The following is a 15,521-nucleotide window of genomic DNA, read 5'->3' as shown; positions in this document are numbered from 1 at the left end:
GGGAACGAGCGTCCTCGTGAGGTCTCTCCCGCCACCGGGGCCGGCGGTGCCGAGCCGTCCGCCGCGACAGCCGTGGTGACGACACCGCCGAGAAGGAATACTCCCCTCGCCCAGAGGGTAACCGGGCGCTGCCGCACCGTCACCAGCCTTCGCCTGAATGCCAGACAGGAGCGGGCGACGACCCTCGCGGGAGGCGGGAACACCAGGCGCGGCAGCGGAAAAAGCCTCGGGCACCGCCGGCGGACCGGCTCAGGCCCGCGCGGCGTCCCGGGACAGCGCCACGAGCCGGGAGACGGCGCGCAGGTACTTCTTCCGGTAGCCGCCCCGCAACATCTCGTCCGTGAACAACTCGGACAGCGGCGCGCCGGAGACGGCGACCGGGACGGCCCGGTCGTAGAGCCGGTCGGCGAAGGCGACCAGGCGCAGCGCCACGTCCTGGTTCGGGGCGGCGTGCACGCCCCTGAGGTACACGGCGGCGACCCCCTCCACCAGGCGGCCGTAGCGCGACGGGTGCAGCCGGGCCAGGTGCGCGCACAGGTCGTCGAAGTCGTCGAGCGTCGCGCCGGGAACGGCGGCCGCGTCGCGCTCCAGCTCGTCGTCGGTCCTCGGGTCGGGCGCGGCGGGCAGCCCCCGGTGCCGGTAGTCGGGACCGTCCACCCGCACCACCGCGAACCGCGCGGCCATCGCGTGGATCTCGCGGAGGAAGCTGTCGGCGGCGAACCGGCCCTCGCCCAGCTTGTCCGGCAGGGTGTTGGAGGTCGCGGCCACGTGGACCCCGGCCGAGGTCAGCTCGCTCAGCAGCCGGGTGACCAGCATCGTGTCGCCGGGGTCGTCCAGCTCGAACTCGTCGATGGCCAGCAACCGGTGCTCCGAGAGCCGGCGGACCGCCTCGGCGAAGCCGAGCGCGCCCACCAGGTGGGTCAGCTCCACGAAGGTGCTGTAGGACTTGGGGCCGGGCACCGCGTGCCAGATCGAGGCGAGCAGGTGGGTCTTGCCCACGCCGAACCCGCCGTCCAGGTACAGGCCGGGCCGACCGTCGCCGTTGGCGTCCCGCCCGTCGCCGAACAGCGACCGCAACCAGGACCGGCGGGGCCGGGCCGCCCCGTCCACCCGCTCCGCGAACCGGCGGCACGCCTCCACGGCGGCGGCCTGGCTGGGCTCGTCCGGGTTGGGGACGTAGGTCTCGAAGCGGACCGCGTCGAACCGGGGTGGCGGGGTCATCGCCGCGACCAGCTCGTCCGCGCCGACCTCCGGCCGACGGTCGGTCAGGCGCGGGGTGCTCATGCCCGTGAGCCTAACCTGGGCCGGTGCACCGACTCTGGCCCTCGGACGTGACTCCGCCCACCGAGCTTGACGACGCCGCGTTGGAACGGCTCTACGCCTATCCCGACCCGCTGGACCGGCCCCTGGTCCGGGTCAACTTCGTCTCCAGCCTCGACGGCGCGGTGACCGTGGCCGGGCGGTCCGAGGGCCTGTCCAGCAAGCCGGACAAGCGCGTGTTCGCGTTGTTGCGGGACCTGGCCGACGTCGTGCTGGTCGGGTTGGGCACGGCGCTCGTGGAGGGCTACCGGGGCGTCAAGCGCACGGAGGTGCGGCTGGAGCGGCGGCGGCGACTGGGCCTGTCGGACGTGCCGCCGATCGCCGTGGTCACCGGGACCTGCGCGCTCGACCCGATGGCGCCGCTGGTCACCGACACGACCACGCCGCTGGTGGTGCTCACCTGCGCGGCCGCGCCGGAGGAGCGCAGGGCCGCGCTGGCCGAGGCGGGCGCCGACGTCGTGGTGGTCGGCGACGAGGAGGTGGACCTGGCCGCCGCGCTGGCGGCGCTGGACGAGCGGGGCCTGCGCCGGATCTGCTGCGAGGGCGGCCCGGCCCTGTTCGGCTCGCTCGTGGCCGCCGACCTGGTCGACGAGCTGTGCCTGACCGTCTCGCCCCTGCTGACCGGCGGCGAGGCCGGGCGGATCACGCGGGGGGCCGCCCCCGACGCGCCGCTGCGCCTGCGGCTGGCCTCCGCGCTGCACGCCGAGGACTCCCTGCTGCTGCGCTACGCCCGCCCCCGCTGAACCCGCCCCGCGTCACTCGATCGAGTGGGGTGCGCCGGAGTCGGCCCCACCGGCGTGTCCGCCGCGCATGGCCGGCGTGGGAACCGGGCACCCGTCCCGCGAACGTGCCGGCAGTCGCGCGAGTGGGAGGAGACGCAGGGATGGCGCAGAGCACGACGCACTCCGAGACGACGGGTCACGCCCCGGCCCAGCGCGCCGAGAGCGCCCCGGCCCGGCTGGCCGACGAGCACTCGCGGGGCAAGACGACGATCTCCGCGTCCGTGGTGCAGAAGATCGCCGGGATGGCGGCGCGGGAGATCTCCGGCGTGCACGCCATGGGCGGCGGCGTCTCCCGGGCCTTCGGCGCCCTCCGGGAGCGCATCCCGGGGGCGGGGACCTCCTCGACCAGCGGGGTGCAGGTCGAGGTGGGCGAGAAGCAGGCCGCCGTCGACCTCAACCTCATCGTGGAGTACGGCGCGTCCATCGTGGACCTGGCGCGCGCGGTGCGCCGCAACGTCATCTCCTCGGTCGAGCAGATGACCGGCCTCGAGGTGACCGAGGTCAACATCGAGGTCAACGACATCCACCTGCCCGAGGACGAGTCCGAAGAGGAACCCCAGTCCCGGGTGGAGTGAGGGGCCCGGTCATGAACGGCACCGACAGCGGCGACGGCACCAACGGCACCAACGGCACTGACGGCGCCGGCGCCACGGGCGCGTCCGGGGCCTCGGGCGAGGACCTCGCCGAGGCCATCGCGAGGGCGGTCACCGAGCACCCGGCCGTCGCCCACCTCGACGGCGGCCCGCACGGCGTGATCGCCTCCTACCTGCCGGGACGCCGGGTGGTGGGCGTGCGCGCCGAGGGCAGGGGGGCGCCGGTGGAGGTCGGCGTGGTGCTGCGGTGGGGCCAGCCCCTGCCGAAGGTGGCCGACGAACTCCGCGAGCGCGTCAGAGCGCTCGCCGGCCCCGTGCCGGTGGACGTCACCGTCACGGGCGTCACCGCCCCCTCCGAGGGGGACGAGACCGACGGTTCGGGGCATTCGGGGCACCCGTCATGAACGACCGCAGGGCGTTCCTGGCCTTCGTCAAGGCGCACCACCCCGACGTCGGTGGTGACCCCGCCGCCTTCGTCGCCGGCCTCGCGGCGTTCCGGGGGCGGCCCGCCACCGCGGCCCCCGGGAACGACGCGTCGGCCCCCGACCGGTTCGACGCCCCGGTGACCGCGCGCCCCGCCGGCCTGCGCGGGGTGGTGTGGCGGTGGCGCGACCGGCGCGACCGCCGCGCGCGCCGACGACTCCGCTGACCTCGTCTGTCCAGAGTGGACTGTCCTATATGGACCCGGTCTTGGTCGCGCGACCGGGCGACCGGAAGGAGACGTCACGTGAACGGCACCCAGACCGGGCTGCTCGCCGGGCTCGTGCTCGGCGCGGCCGGCGCCATCGGCGGCTTCGGCGCCTTCCTCGTCACGCTGGCCGCCGGGATCATCGGCATGGTCGTCGGCCGCGCGGTCGACGGCCAGCTCGACCTCGGCGACCTGTTCGGGCGGGGCAGGGACCGGTGAGCGCCCCGCCGACCGCCGCCAGCGCCGGCGAGCGGCCACCGGGCGCGGACGCGCCCCGCGACCTGCCGGATCCGGCGGACCGGGGCAGGTTGCGGGTCAACCCCTCGGTGGTGCGACGGATCGCCGAACGCTGCGCCGACCTCACCCCCGGCACCGTCAGGGCACCGCGGGGCATGGGCAGGGGCGACCGGGGCGCGAGGGCGCACGTCTCCGGCTCCGGCCACGACGTCGACATCGAGCTGGACGTGGCGCTGCGCTACCCGTCGGCGGTCAGGGAGACCGCCGACGCGCTGCGGCACCGGATCACCGAGGAGGTGAGCCGCGTCACCGGCTACCACGTCCGATCCGTCCACGTGACCGTCTCCGCGCTGCTGCCCGAGACCCCACCGCGAGTGGAGTAGCCGATGCGTGTCCTGCTCCGAGTCCTGTCCGCCCTGCTCGGCCTGGCCGTGGCCGCGGCGGGCGCCCTGCTGGTGGTCGAGGTCGCCTGGGCGTGGGCCCGCCCCGACGACGTCCCCCTGGTCGTCCCGTGGCCCCGGTGGCGGGACGGACTGTCCGGCGTGGACTGGGCCGACGACCGCGTCCGCTGGCTGGCCGCCGGCCTGGTCGCGCTCGGCCTCGTGCTCGCCCTGCTGGCCCTGCTCGCCCGGCGACGCGACGTCCGGCTCGCCGACCCCGCACCGGAGGTCACGGCGGTCACCTCGCCCCGGTCCCTCGCCCGCGTGGTGGGCCACCGCGTCCGCGCCGCCGACGGCGTGGCCGGCGCGTCGGTCACCGCGAGCGCGCGGCGCGTCCGGGTGCGGGCCACGAGCCGGATGCTCGACGAGGACGCGCTGCGCCCCCGGCTGGGCCAGCTCGTCGGTGAGGTCGTGGGAGGGCTGCCCCTGGCCCGCCGCCCCCGGATCTCCGTGATCGTCGACTCGCCGAAGGACCGCCGATGAGCGACCGTTCCGCCGCCGCCGTCGCCCGCTCCGCCAGGGGCGAGCGCGTCACGGCCCTCGTGATCGGGCTGGTGCTCGTCCTGGCCGGGGTCGCCGCGCTCGTGGTCGGCGCGGGATGGGTCGGCACGTTCCGGGCCCACCGCCCCCTGCTGGACCCGCTCGCCACGGAGTGGCTCGCCGCGCGCGGCGACCTGGCCAGGGTTGGCGCGCTCGTGCTCGGCCTGCTGGCGCTGGTCCTCGGCCTGCGCTGGGCGGCCGGCGCGCTGCGCCCCGAGCACCGGCCCGACCTGGTGCTCGACCGCGAACCCGGCACGAGACTCACGGTCACCGGCGGCGCGGTCGCCGACGCCGTGCGCGCCGACGCCGAGGCCGTGGAGGGCGTCACCAGGGCCAGGGCGCGGCTCGTGGGCGGCGAGGACCGGCCCGCCCTGCGGCTCACGTTGTGGCTGCGCGAGGGCGCCGACGTCCGCGCCGTGTGGGAGGAGCTGGACCGGAAGGTGCTGGACCGCGCCAGGACGTCGCTGGGCGTGGACCGCCTGCCCACCGCCGTCCGGCTGGAGCTGGAGGCGGCCGAGCGACGCCGGGTGCGGTGACCAGCCAGGCCACCGACCGCAACCACTGACCGCACCACCGACCGGGCCGCCTCGCCGCTCGGGCCTCGCCGCTCGGGCCTCGACCGGTCGGGCCACCGCCGGTCGGGCCACCGCCGGTCGGGCCACCGCCGGTCAGGCCTCGACCGGCCCGGGCAGGGTGACCGTGGACGGGCGCGGGGCGTCCGCCCGGCGCACCATGGCGGCGTGGCCCTCCCCCTGGCCCCACCCGTCCAGCCCATGCTCGCCACGTCGGTCGGCGACGTGCCCGACCGACCCGGCCTGGTCTTCGAGCCGAAGTGGGACGGGTTCCGGTGCCTGGTCTTCGCCGACGGCGACGACGTGGTGCTCCAGTCCCGCAACGGCCGCGACCTGGTCCGCTACTTCCCCGAGGTCGTCACGGCGGTGCGCGCGGCCCTGCCGGGGCCGGCCGTGCTGGACGGCGAGCTGGTCGTGGACCGCGCCGACCGGCTCGACTGGGACGCGCTGAGCGAACGCGTGCACCCGGCGGCCAGCCGGGTCCGCCGCCTCGCCGAGGAGACCCCCGCGCGCTACGTGGCCTTCGACCTGCTCGCGCTGGCGGACCGGTCCCTGCTCGACGAGCCGTTCGGCACGCGCCGCGCCGCGCTCGTGGACTTCCTGCCCGCCGACGCCGACCGGGTGCACCTCACGCCCGCCACCACGGACGTGGCCACCGCCAGGGAGTGGTTCCGGCTCTTCGAGGGCGCCGGGCTCGACGGGCTGATGGCGAAGCCGGTCGACGGCCACTACACGCCGGGGAAGCGCACCCTGTTGAAGATCAAGCACATGCGCACCGCCGACTGCGTCGTGGCCGGGCTGCGCTGGCACCTCAACACCGAGCCCGGCACCGCCGTCGGCTCGCTGCTGCTCGGCCTGCACGACGAGCACGGGGTCCTGCACCACGTCGGCGTGGTGGGCGCCTTCCCCGCCGCGACCCGACGCCGACTCGCCACCGAACTCGCCCCGCTCACCGAGCACGCGGCCGAGGACCACCCGTGGCTGGAGCCCCACCGGAGCCCCGGCCAACGGCTGCCCGGGGCGGTGAGCCGGTGGCGCGCCACCGAGCAGGAGTGGGTGCCGCTCCGGCCGGAACGCGTGGTCGAGGTCGCCTACGACCACACCGAGGGCGGCCGTCCCTCGCGGTTCCGGCACACGGCCCAGTTCGTCCGCTGGCGGCCCGACCGCGACGCGCCGTCGTGCGGCTACGACCAGTTGGACGAGCCGGCGCGCTACGACCTCGACGCCGTGCTCCGGGGCGAGGTCCGTCCCTCCTGACCGACGGCGCCCGGCCCGCCGTCGGGCTCAGACGACGCGGGGCCAGCCCTCGTCGTCCCACTCCAGCACGTTGGTGCCCAGGTACGGCGTCCCGTTGTCGTCCCGGTGGTAGTAGTGGTAGACGAGCAGGTCCTGGTCGCCCTCCCTGAGCACCGACTGGCCACCCGGCCCGATGACCCAGTCGTGGCTGGCCAGGACCTCGGTGCCGCCCCCGTCGAGCATGGGCGTCCCCGACCGGTCGACGTAGGGGCCGGTGGGGCTGGCCGAGCGGCCGACCATGATCCGGTAGGTGCTGCTCGCGCCGGCGCAACAGGTGTCGAACGAGACGAACAGGTAGTACCAGCCGTTCCGCTCCACGATGACCGGAGCCTCGATCGCCCCGCCCTCGCCCCGGCGCGCCAGGTTGTGCCGCGCGCGGTCGGTGGTCGACTGCATGCCCGTCTCCGGGTCGACGCTGATCAGGTAGATGCCGGTGTGGAAGGAGCCGAACACCAGCCACCACCGGCCCTCGGCGTCGACCAGCAGCGAGGGGTCGATCGCGTTGAAGTCGTCGCCCCCGCTGGAGGCGAACACGATGCCGTGGTCGCGCCAGCTCCCCGGCAGGCCGGTGTCGCTGGTGGCCAGGCCGATCGCGGAGTTGTTGCTGCCCCAGGAGGACACCGAGTAGTAGAGCAGGAAGACGTCGTCCCGCTGGCTGAGGTCCGGCGCCCAGATCACCCCGGTCGCGTTGTAGTTCTGCCACCACGCCGGCGGTTGGGCGAACGCGCGCCCCGCGATCCGGAAGTCGACACCGTCGTCGGAGACGAGCGACCGCACCGCCTCGTTGGTGGAGTAGACGACGTACTGCGAGCCGACCCTGGCCATCGTCGGGTCGTGCACCACGCGGATGTCGCCGGTCAGCGGGCGGGGAAAGGGGTACTGGGGGTTCGGGGACGGGCCGTGCGGCGGGTTCTGGGCCGCGGGCGGCGCCGGCGCGCCACCGGACGGGAGGGACCCCGCGCCCGGAGAAGGAGGGAGGGATGGCAGGGCCGACACCGGGGACGGGCCGGCGCCGAGCAGTGCCAGCAGGGCGAACAGGGCCACGAGCGCCGTGCGCGAACGGGACGGAAACGCCATAACCACCCCACGGTTGCGCTGTGCCGGAACCACCGGGATTCCGGAGGGGAACGGACGGCGGGATCGGGCGACGGAATCGGACGGCGGGATCGGACGGGAGAACCGGCGCCGGCCGACACCATCCGGCGCCGACCGGGTCCGACCAGCGCCAACGGGCACTGACGGGCTTCGGGCTGCGCCCGCGGCGACACCGGTCGCGCGGGAATGATCACAAGTGTCCCAAGATTATCCCGGGTTCCCACCCCTCGCGAGATGGTTCCGGTCGCCCGTTCCGGGAAAAAATGAACGCCCAGCGTGCACGGAAAACGCGTTCCTTGTGCGCATTCCGCCGCCAGGGGGAAATACTTACGAGTGAAACCGGAAAGCCCGTCCCCTGACCGGACGCCGGGCTGGCGCTCACCCCGCCGGGCCCGCCCCCCTCACGGCGGTCTCACCACGCCCGTGTCAGGCTCCACCTACCGTGTCACCACCACGACCCGGACGACGTCGACCCGGAAGCGAGGAGCAGCCGTGCCGCGAGCCGCCATCCGGGCCGCCGCGCTGCTCCTGCCACTGGCCATGGTCGCCGTGGCGGGCTGCACCGTGGGGCCCGCGGACCCGCCTCCGATCGGCGTGCGCGGCGCCGCGCCCGAACAGCCCCCGGCCGCCGCGCCCGGCGGCGGGCGCCCCCTCCCCCGGCTGGAGGAGTCCCACTCCGACCGGATCTCGTGGTCCGACTGCACCTCGACGGTGCGCGCCAGGCTCGGCGGGGCGGGAGGCAACGGCCCCCGGCTGGAGTGCGGCCGCGTGGTCGCCCCGCTGGACGCCCCGGACCGCCCCGGCAGGGGCTCGATCCGGCTGTCGGTCCTGCGCGCCGGCTCCGGCAAGGTCCCCCTGCTCGTGGTGAACGACGTCGACGAGGAGCCGGCGACGACCAGGGCCGCGCGGCTGGCCGGTCAGCTCCCGCCGGAGTTCCTCCAGACGTTCGCGCTCGTGGGCGTGGACCGCAGGGGCACGGGCGGGTCCACCCCCGCCGACTGCGTCCCGCCGGAGCAGCGCCGCGCCATCGCGGGCTTCGACCCGGCGGCGCGGGAGCCGGCCAAGCTCCAGGACCTGATGGACTCCCTGCGCAAGGCGACCCAGCGGTGCCTGATCGACCTGGAGAACCAGTTCCCCGCGCTGGACGCCTGGCGGGCCGCCGGCGACCTGAACCAGGTGCGGGAGGCGCTCGGGGTCTCCCGGGTCAACGCCCTCGGCAGGGGCACCGGCTCGCAGGTCCTCACCACCTTCGCCCAGCGGTTCCCCGACGCGGTCGGCCGGTTCGTCCTCGACGGCGTTCCCGACCCGACGACCGACGCCGTCGGGCAGACCGAGGCCAGGGCGGCCGCGGCGGAACAGGCCTTCGACGCCTTCGCCAAGGACTGCGTCGCGCGGGGGTGCCCCCTGGGCGGCGACCCGAAGCAGGCCCTGACCGGTCTCCTGGAGAAGCTGCGCCAGCAGCCGATCGCCGTCTCCGGCGGCACACCGGTCACCGCCGGCCTGGTCATGCGGGCGGTCGTCGCCGGGCTCGGGGACCGGCAGCGCTGGCCGGGACTGGCGGAGTCGCTGGCCAAGGCCGGGTCGGGGGACGGCAGCGGGGTGTCGGCCGCGGTGCGGCCGCTGGTCTCGGGACAGGGCGACCAGCCGCCGGCGCTGGACGGCGTCCTCATCAACACCTGCAACGACACCGCGACCCGGGTGCCGTTCGACCGGCTCGCCGCGCTCGTGCCCGAGTGGCAGGGGAAGTACCCGCTGTTCGGGGCGTTCCTCGCCCAACAGCTCATGGCGTGCTCGGCGTGGCCCCCGGTCAAGCCGCTGCCCTCGCCGCGCACCCTCGACGTCCCGCCGATGGTGGTGCTGTCCGGCGCCGCGGACCCGGTCACCCCGCTCCTCGGCACCACGAGGGCGGCCGAGCAGCTCACGGGCAGCGCCCTGGTCTCGTGGCAGGGCAGCGGCCACGGCGCGTTCCCGGCGAGCCCCTGCGCCACCGCCGCGGTGCAGCGGTTCCTCGTCGAGGGGCAGGTCCCGGTCAACCGGACGACCTGCCCGCCATGAGGCCGGCGCGACCCGGGAGCGACCGTGGCCGCGATCGTCATCCGGTGGTGCTAGCTGCAACTCCCGCAGCAGCCACAGCCCGGACCGGTGCAGCCGGAGCAGCAGCTACATCCACCCTGTGCCTGTGGAACGGTCACGGGAACCTCCCTTGGTGCGGCGGTTGAGGGACACATCAAACGGTATGCAGATGTGCACGTGGGCGGGACCGCCGCGAGAGCGACCGGGGTGCGCCGGAGCGGGTGACGCGCCACGCCGGTCCTCGTCACGGTCCGGCACCGTCTTCTCCCCCACCTGCGGCCATTCGATCGGGTGAGCACCTGCCAAAAACCACCCTTTCGTCCCGACACTCCGCCGAATGGTCGAGCGAAACCAGGTCCCCATCGAACTGATCGGCGGTCCCGAGGACGGGCGAACGTTGACCGTCCCTGCCGGGCGGGCCGGACTGCCGACGCCGTGTTTCGAGTTTCCCGGCGAGTTCCGGCCGGACTTCGACGCGGCCACGTTCCTGCGGGCCGTCCGCGCGGGCTGCGCCGAGCTGACGTGGCTGGGCTACCGGCGCGACAGCCGCCGTGACGACGGCGTCTGGCGTTACCGCTACACGGGCTCCCGCACCACCCGGATCACGGACACTCCCGCCGACGGGAGCGCCTGAGGTCACGAACCCGCGAAGTCCGGCCGCTCCGGCCCGGACCGAACCGACGTCAGCGGTGGGGAACCCGACGGCCACGACAACGCCGTCCCGGTTTCCCACCGCTGACGTCTGTACGCCCCCTTCGCCGTCCCACGCCCCGGGGACGACGGGATCCGGACCACGCGGGGGCGTGCCCCCGTTCTTGAGCAACATCACGTGCGGGGACCGTCGCGGGCACTGGTCTCGGTGAACGCGAGCCGGGCCGCCCCTCTCCGCTTGCGAGGACCGCGGAACGGGTTCTGACCGGTCTGATCGGCCCCGTAGAGTCGGGGGGCGTGTGATCGGCGCCCGAGCGGGCGAGTCCGCGCCGGACGACGAAGGAAGACCATGACCGCCCCGATCCCCTCCGGCCCCCTCCCGAGCGCGCCCCCGCCACCCGACGAGCCGCCTGCCGAGCCGCGGCGCGACAACCTCGGCATCGCCGCCCTCGTCGTCGGCGGCAGCGGCGTCCTGGTCTCCGCGCTCGTCGTGACCGGCCCGGTGGGCGCGCTCCTCGGGATCGTGGGCGCGGTGCTCGCCGTCGTGGGCCTCTTCCGGGCCAGGGGCGGCCGGCCCGGCGCGCGGGCCGCCAGCATCGCCGGCGTGGTCGTCTCCGTCCTGGCGCTCGGCGTGGGCACGACGACCAGCGTGGTGCTCGTCCGGGGGCTGCGCGAGCACAGCGAGCCGCCGGCCCTCGCGGCGCCGACCCCGGCTCCGCCGCCGGCCCCCACCCCGCTCACCCTCCCGAACACGCCGCCGAGGGCGACGGAGAAGCCGGCCGAGATCACCACCGTGCCCGTCGGCACCCCGATCAACGTGCACGAACGCGGGCACGACTACGTCGTCACGGTCTCCGGGGTCCAGCCCGACGTCCCCGCGCCCAACGAGTACACGCGCCCGCGGAACGGCGCGTCGTTCCTGACGGCGCAGGTCGACTTCGCGGTCTCCGAGTCCGTCGGCCCCCTCCCCGTCTTCGTGTCGCCGCTGCGCTTCAAGCTCGTCTACGCCGACGGCACGACGATCGCCACGTCGATCAGCGGCTACGGCCTCCCCGGGCGGCAGTTGGACACCCTCACCCTGGCCGCGGGGCAGAAGACCAGCGGGATGATCGTCTTCGAGGTCGACCCGGCGCGGCTGGCCGGAGCCCGGATCCAGCTCGACGACGGGCTGCACACGCCGGCCGGGTACTGGTCGCTCGGCTGAGATCCGGGGCGTCCGCCTCGGCCTCGCCGCCCCGGCGTCGCAGCCCCGACAGGGCGCGTCACGCTCAATGCGCGTGCCACGACCGTGAACGCCGGGCGACCGGCGGATCAGTCCGGCGGATCAGTCCGGCGGATCAGTCCGACGGGCGACGCCGTCGGGACGGCTGCACCCTCGGCGGCTCGCCGGGCATCTTCGGGTACTCCGGCGGGTAGGGCATCTCGCCCAGCCCGTGATCCCGGTCGTCCCGGTCGAACCAGTCGAGCAGGACCTCGATCCCGTGGGCGCGGTCGTCCAGCCCGAGGTGCGGGTCCCCGTGCTCGGCCAGCAGCCCGGGGGCGGTGCGCACGTCGAAGTCGTCCGGGTCCACGTCGGGCAGACTCTCCCAGGTGACCGGCATCGACACCGTGGCCCTCGGGGTGCCGCGCACCGACCACGCCGAGGCGATCGTCCGGTCCCGAGCGGCCTGGTTGTAGTCGAGGAACACCCGCCGGCCGCGTTCCTCCTTCCACCACGCGGTGGTCGCCTCGCCCGGCATCCTCCGCTCCACCGCGCGAGCCAACGCGATCACCGCGCGCCGCACGTGCACGAAGTCCCACTCCGGCCGGATCCTGGCCAGGACGTGGACGCCCCTTCCGCCGGAGGTCTTCGGGTAGCCGACGATGCCCGCCTCGTCGAGGACCTCGCGCAGCACCCCGGCCACCCGCACGGCCTCCCCGAAGCCCGTGCCCGGCTGCGGGTCGAGGTCCACCCGCAGCTCGTCGGGCCGGTCGACGTCGTCCCGCCGCACCGGCCACGGGTGGAAGTCGAACGTGCCGAGGTTGGCCGCCCACAACAGGACGCCCGGCTCGGTCGGGCAGATCTCGTCGGCGTGCCGCCCTGAGGGGAAGCTGATCCGGACGGTCCGCACCCAGTCCGGCGCGCCCCTGGGCACGCGCTTCGAGTAGAAGTGCTCGCCGGTCACACCGTCCGGGTAGCGCTTGAGCATCGTGGGGCGGTCGCGCACCGCGCGCAGCAGGGGCTCGGCGACCGCGAGGTAGTACTCCAGCACCTCGCCCTTGGTGATCCCGCGTTCCGGGAAGTAGACCTTGTCGAGGTTGGACACCCGGACGACGCGGTCCCCGTCCGGCCCCGGCACGGTCAGCTCGACCCGCTCGGCCACCCCGTCACGGTAGGTCCGATCAGGGCGTTCCGCCGGCTACCGTGGAGGGCGTGGCCGAACACGGCAGGAACGAGGAGGGACCGGCCCGCCGCGCGGGACGGCGGTTCGAGGACGACCTCGTCGGCCTGGACCCGCACGACCCGGAGGCGCGGGCGTTCGCCGAGCACCTGGACCGGATGGAGCACGCCACGCCGCGCTACACCGTCGAGGGCTACCTGGACGGGGTCCAGAACTTCGCCGAGTCGGCCAACCGGGTGACCGGGCACCGCCGCCTGGTGGCCATCCTGGTGGTCGGGCTCATCCTGCTCGGCGTGCTGTACACCGTGTGGGAGGCGCTGCTGTTCATCCTCGGCACGTTCCTCGGGGCCGGGGGTTAGCGTGGGGGACGTGGAGACACCGAAGGTCGTCCGGTCCGAGCAGGAGTGGCGGGAGCGGCTCACCCCCGCCGAGTACCGGGTGCTGCGCGAGGCCGGCACCGAGCCGGCGTGGACCGGGGAGTACACCGAGACCAGGACGCGGGGCGTGTACTCGTGCCGCGCCTGCGGCGCCGAGCTGTTCAGCAGCGACACGAAGTTCGACTCGCACTGCGGCTGGCCGTCCTTCTTCTCGCCGCTGGCCGGCGACAGGGTGATCCTGCGGGAGGACCGGAGCCACGGCATGGTGCGCACGGAGGTGCTGTGCGCGAGCTGCCACAGCCACCTCGGGCACGTGTTCGAGGGCGAGGGCTACCCCACGCCCACCGACCAGCGCTACTGCATCAACTCGATCAGCCTCCGCCTGGAGCCGGTCGAGTAGGCCGGCCGACGGGGCGACGGCCGCGGAATGGACGCGGAATGGACACAGTGGACAGACGCTCCACGGGCGCGGCGGTCGCGACGGCCACGGCGGTCCCGGCGGACACGGCGGGCGAGGGGACGTCAGGCGTTCCTCTCGCCCGCCCTCGTGTCACGGCTCGTGTCACGGCCCGTCGAGCGCGTGACGGCTCCGGGGTCCGCGGGCCGGCGGGTGCTTGCTCCAGGTGACGGAACCGCAACCCTAAGCCTTTCCCAAGAACCCTAAAGTTTGGTCAAGTGGCCTTGGCCACGTCGTGACCCCGACCACACCATGGCGTCCCGAGACTGGGGGAAGGGGGACGCGATGGACCCGTGGGGCCTGTCCGAGCCGAAGTTCCTCGCGCTGTACGCCACCGCCCTGCCCGTGGCCCTGCTGTGGGCCTCGGCCGTCCGGTCGACCCTGCGCCGGTCGGGGGAGCCGGCGCGGGACCCGTCCGTCGACCTGCTGGACCTGGCCTTCCTCGCCGGCGGCGCGCACCGGGTCGCCGAGGTGCTGGTGGCCCGTCAGCTCGACGCCGGGACGCTCCGGCTGACGGCGCGCGGCCTGCTGCCGACCGCCGCGCCCGTCCCGACCGGGGAGGCCGACCGGATCGTGTCGCGGGCGGTCCCGACGCGGGGCCGGCCCCTGGACAGGGTGGTGGCCGACGTCGCCGGGAGCCCGCTGGTCGCCGAGGTCGGCGCGCGCCTGGTGCGCACCGGCCACGTCGTCGACCCGCACGCGGTGGGGAGGGCGCGGGCGTGGGCCGTCTTCCCCCTGCTCGTCCTGGCCGCCGTGGGACTGGTCCGGTGGTGCACGGAGCTGGTGGCGGGGGCGTCGGTCGACTGGGACACCACGGCGCTGGGGCTCACCGCGCTCGCCGTCGGCTGGGTGCGGCGCCGTCAACCGCCGATCAGGACGGCCGCGGGTGACCGCCTGCTGCGAGCCGCGCGACGGGTGATCGCCGGACACCCGCCGGCGCCGGGCGAGTTCGGCCTCGACCCGGCGGTGCTCACCTGCGCCGGCCCGGCCGCGCTGGTCGCGCTCCACGGTCTGAACGCCCATCCCGACCACCTGCCCGACCCGCCGGAGGCGGGAGCCGGCTGGCCGGCCGGGTGGTGGCGTCGCGGGGACAGCGTCGCCGGGTCCAGCAGCCCCAACGTGGGATGACGAGGGGAACGGAGTCACGGTGAACGAGCCCTGGGGGTTGAGCGGTCCGCGGTTCCTCCTGCTGTACCTGGTCGCGCTCGGGCTGGCCGTCGTGTGGCTGGCCGTCGCGCGGCGTCGCCTCCGCGCGGCGGACGGCCACCTGCCGGCGCCGAGCCCGGAGGAGTTGGCCTACCTGGCCGCCGGACCCGCCCGCCTGGCCGACCTGGCCGTGGGCCGCCTGCTCACCGCGGGGGCGCTGCGGATCTCCCGGAACGGCCACCTGCGGGCCACCGGCGGGCGGGCGGAGCACCCGGTCGACGCGAGGTTGCTGGACCTGGTGGCCGCGGGGCGCGCCCGCACGGTGGGCCACCTCCGGGCCGCGGCCCGGTCCCTGCCCCTGACCGACGAGATCCGCCGCCGGTTGGTGTCCTCCGGCGTCGTAGTCGACCCGGACAGGGCGCGCACCGGCCTGCTGGTCGCGGTCCTGCCCGCCGCCCTGGTCGGCGTGGTGGGGGTCGTCCGCCTGGTGAACGGGCTGGCCCTCGACCGCCCGGTGCTATGGCTGGTCCTCCTGCTCGCCCTCACCGTGCTCGTGGTCGTGCTCGGCCTGGTGCGACGCGAACCGCTCCGCACGAGGGCCGGCGACGAGCTGGTGACCGACGCGCGGGCGCGGCGGCACTCGCGGGGTCCGCGGGCCTCGGACCTGCCCGTGGCCGTGGCGCTGGCCGGGTTCGTCGCGATGCCGCCAGGGCCGGAGCGGGCCGTCCTGCTGGCCAGCGGTGACGGTTCCCCTGGCGCGTCGTCGGACGGCGGCGACGCCGGTGGCGACGGCGGCAGCGGGGGCTGCGGCGGTGGCGGTGGCGGCGGCGGAGGCGGGGGCTGCGGCGGCGGTTGTGGAGGCTGACCGCCCCG

The 15,521-nt window shown here is 75.3% G+C and carries 19 protein-coding genes; 16 read left to right on the top strand and 3 right to left on the bottom strand.

All coding sequences use genetic code 11. The annotated features are described in order from the left end of the window. Window positions 1-249: 249 nt before the first annotated feature. On the bottom strand, window positions 250-1,284 hold the full coding sequence (gene zapE / locus LX15_RS10100; protein ID WP_253669268.1) for a cell division protein ZapE: 1,035 nt from the start codon (window positions 1,282-1,284) through the stop codon (window positions 250-252). A 23-nt stretch (window positions 1,285-1,307) separates the two neighbouring features. Here zapE and LX15_RS10095 point away from each other — a divergent pair, with 23 nt between their 5' ends. The 9 genes from LX15_RS10095 to LX15_RS10055 all read left to right on the top strand — a co-directional run bounded on the left by LX15_RS10095 (window position 1,308) and on the right by LX15_RS10055 (window position 6,429). Then, window positions 1,308-2,063, top strand: coding sequence for a pyrimidine reductase family protein (locus LX15_RS10095; RefSeq protein ID WP_253669267.1), 756 nt, complete (start codon window positions 1,308-1,310; stop codon window positions 2,061-2,063). A gap of 140 nt (window positions 2,064-2,203) precedes the next feature. After that, complete coding sequence (locus tag LX15_RS10090) at window positions 2,204-2,677, top strand: Asp23/Gls24 family envelope stress response protein (RefSeq protein WP_253669266.1); 474 nt, start codon at window positions 2,204-2,206, stop codon at window positions 2,675-2,677. A gap of 11 nt (window positions 2,678-2,688) precedes the next feature. Then, a complete protein-coding gene (locus LX15_RS10085; protein ID WP_253669265.1) occupies window positions 2,689-3,099 on the top strand; it encodes an Asp23/Gls24 family envelope stress response protein in 411 nt (136 codons plus the stop codon). Then, on the top strand, window positions 3,096-3,344 hold the full coding sequence (locus LX15_RS10080; RefSeq protein WP_253669264.1) for a hypothetical protein: 249 nt from the start codon (window positions 3,096-3,098) through the stop codon (window positions 3,342-3,344). Before LX15_RS10085 ends, LX15_RS10080 begins: the two co-directional genes overlap by 4 nt. Window positions 3,345-3,422: 78 nt before the next feature. Then, complete coding sequence (locus tag LX15_RS10075) at window positions 3,423-3,602, top strand: hypothetical protein (protein WP_253669263.1); 180 nt, start codon at window positions 3,423-3,425, stop codon at window positions 3,600-3,602. Next, window positions 3,599-4,003, top strand: coding sequence for an Asp23/Gls24 family envelope stress response protein (locus LX15_RS10070; RefSeq protein WP_253669262.1), 405 nt, complete (start codon window positions 3,599-3,601; stop codon window positions 4,001-4,003). Before LX15_RS10075 ends, LX15_RS10070 begins: the two co-directional genes overlap by 4 nt. Before the next feature lie 3 nt (window positions 4,004-4,006). Then, entirely contained in the window at window positions 4,007-4,543 is a 537-nt protein-coding gene (locus LX15_RS10065) for a DUF6286 domain-containing protein (RefSeq protein WP_253669261.1), read from the top strand. Continuing rightward, window positions 4,540-5,136 carry an alkaline shock response membrane anchor protein AmaP gene (locus tag LX15_RS10060; RefSeq protein WP_253669260.1) on the top strand — a complete coding sequence of 199 codons (597 nt, stop codon included), beginning with the start codon at window positions 4,540-4,542 and terminating at the stop codon, window positions 5,134-5,136. Before LX15_RS10065 ends, LX15_RS10060 begins: the two co-directional genes overlap by 4 nt. A gap of 204 nt (window positions 5,137-5,340) precedes the next feature. Further along, window positions 5,341-6,429: an ATP-dependent DNA ligase gene (locus LX15_RS10055; RefSeq protein WP_253669259.1), complete on the top strand. Its 1,089-nt coding sequence runs from the start codon at window positions 5,341-5,343 to the stop codon at window positions 6,427-6,429. A gap of 27 nt (window positions 6,430-6,456) precedes the next feature. Here LX15_RS10055 and LX15_RS10050 read toward each other — a convergent pair whose 3' ends face one another. Continuing rightward, window positions 6,457-7,545: an arabinan endo-1,5-alpha-L-arabinosidase gene (locus tag LX15_RS10050; protein WP_253669258.1), complete on the bottom strand. Its 1,089-nt coding sequence runs from the start codon at window positions 7,543-7,545 to the stop codon at window positions 6,457-6,459. A 510-nt stretch (window positions 7,546-8,055) separates the two neighbouring features. On the opposite strand from LX15_RS10050, the gene LX15_RS10045 reads away from it, so the two are divergent. The 3 genes from LX15_RS10045 (at window position 8,056) to LX15_RS10035 (ending at window position 11,491) form a co-directional block, all read left to right on the top strand. Continuing rightward, complete coding sequence (locus LX15_RS10045) at window positions 8,056-9,618, top strand: alpha/beta hydrolase (protein ID WP_253669257.1); 1,563 nt, start codon at window positions 8,056-8,058, stop codon at window positions 9,616-9,618. A 355-nt stretch (window positions 9,619-9,973) separates the two neighbouring features. Further along, the gene (locus LX15_RS10040; RefSeq protein ID WP_253669256.1) at window positions 9,974-10,270 is read left to right on the top strand and encodes a DUF8847 domain-containing protein; all 297 of its coding nucleotides are present in this window, start codon (window positions 9,974-9,976) and stop codon (window positions 10,268-10,270) included. Window positions 10,271-10,636: 366 nt separating this feature from the next. Further along, on the top strand, window positions 10,637-11,491 hold the full coding sequence (locus LX15_RS10035; RefSeq protein ID WP_253669255.1) for a DUF4352 domain-containing protein: 855 nt from the start codon (window positions 10,637-10,639) through the stop codon (window positions 11,489-11,491). Between the two features lie 133 nt (window positions 11,492-11,624). On the opposite strand, the gene ligD is transcribed toward LX15_RS10035, so the two are convergent. Next, window positions 11,625-12,650 carry a non-homologous end-joining DNA ligase gene (ligD, locus tag LX15_RS10030; protein WP_253669254.1) on the bottom strand — a complete coding sequence of 342 codons (1,026 nt, stop codon included), beginning with the start codon at window positions 12,648-12,650 and terminating at the stop codon, window positions 11,625-11,627. 50 nt (window positions 12,651-12,700) lie between these two features. On the opposite strand from ligD, the gene LX15_RS10025 reads away from it, so the two are divergent. The 4 genes from LX15_RS10025 to LX15_RS10010 all read left to right on the top strand — a co-directional run bounded on the left by LX15_RS10025 (window position 12,701) and on the right by LX15_RS10010 (window position 15,513). Next, window positions 12,701-13,027, top strand: a complete 327-nt coding sequence (locus LX15_RS10025) for a hypothetical protein (protein ID WP_253669253.1) — start codon at window positions 12,701-12,703, stop codon at window positions 13,025-13,027. Between the two features lies 1 nt (window position 13,028). After that, on the top strand, window positions 13,029-13,445 hold the full coding sequence (gene msrB / locus LX15_RS10020; RefSeq protein WP_372502558.1) for a peptide-methionine (R)-S-oxide reductase MsrB: 417 nt from the start codon (window positions 13,029-13,031) through the stop codon (window positions 13,443-13,445). Window positions 13,446-13,787: 342 nt separating this feature from the next. Further along, window positions 13,788-14,630 carry a TIGR04222 domain-containing membrane protein gene (locus LX15_RS10015; RefSeq protein ID WP_253669251.1) on the top strand — a complete coding sequence of 281 codons (843 nt, stop codon included), beginning with the start codon at window positions 13,788-13,790 and terminating at the stop codon, window positions 14,628-14,630. Between the two features lie 19 nt (window positions 14,631-14,649). Then, window positions 14,650-15,513: a TIGR04222 domain-containing membrane protein gene (locus LX15_RS10010; protein ID WP_253669250.1), complete on the top strand. Its 864-nt coding sequence runs from the start codon at window positions 14,650-14,652 to the stop codon at window positions 15,511-15,513. Window positions 15,514-15,521 lie beyond the last annotated feature (8 nt).

It is taken from the genome of Streptoalloteichus tenebrarius, from assembly GCF_024171885.1.
Taxonomy (GTDB): domain Bacteria; phylum Actinomycetota; class Actinomycetes; order Mycobacteriales; family Pseudonocardiaceae; genus Streptoalloteichus; species Streptoalloteichus tenebrarius.
Note: the sequence above shows the minus strand (reverse complement) of the source record. Positions and strands in the feature narration are given on the sequence as shown.

Excerpts from the sequence above, each read along its gene's own strand:
- LX15_RS10015 (WP_253669251.1), top strand. The coding sequence starts at position 13,788 with ATGGACCCGTGGGGCCTGTCCGAGCCGAAGTTCCTCGCGCTGTACGCC.
- LX15_RS10050 (WP_253669258.1), bottom strand. The coding sequence starts at position 7,545 with ATGGCGTTTCCGTCCCGTTCGCGCACGGCGCTCGTGGCCCTGTTCGCC.
- LX15_RS10040 (WP_253669256.1), top strand. The coding sequence starts at position 9,974 with ATGGTCGAGCGAAACCAGGTCCCCATCGAACTGATCGGCGGTCCCGAG.
- LX15_RS10085 (WP_253669265.1), top strand. The coding sequence starts at position 2,689 with ATGAACGGCACCGACAGCGGCGACGGCACCAACGGCACCAACGGCACT.
- LX15_RS10035 (WP_253669255.1), top strand. The coding sequence starts at position 10,637 with ATGACCGCCCCGATCCCCTCCGGCCCCCTCCCGAGCGCGCCCCCGCCA.
- LX15_RS10065 (WP_253669261.1), top strand. The coding sequence starts at position 4,007 with ATGCGTGTCCTGCTCCGAGTCCTGTCCGCCCTGCTCGGCCTGGCCGTG.
- LX15_RS10060 (WP_253669260.1), top strand. The coding sequence starts at position 4,540 with ATGAGCGACCGTTCCGCCGCCGCCGTCGCCCGCTCCGCCAGGGGCGAG.
- LX15_RS10080 (WP_253669264.1), top strand. The coding sequence starts at position 3,096 with ATGAACGACCGCAGGGCGTTCCTGGCCTTCGTCAAGGCGCACCACCCC.
- zapE (WP_253669268.1), bottom strand. The coding sequence starts at position 1,284 with ATGAGCACCCCGCGCCTGACCGACCGTCGGCCGGAGGTCGGCGCGGAC.
- LX15_RS10090 (WP_253669266.1), top strand. The coding sequence starts at position 2,204 with ATGGCGCAGAGCACGACGCACTCCGAGACGACGGGTCACGCCCCGGCC.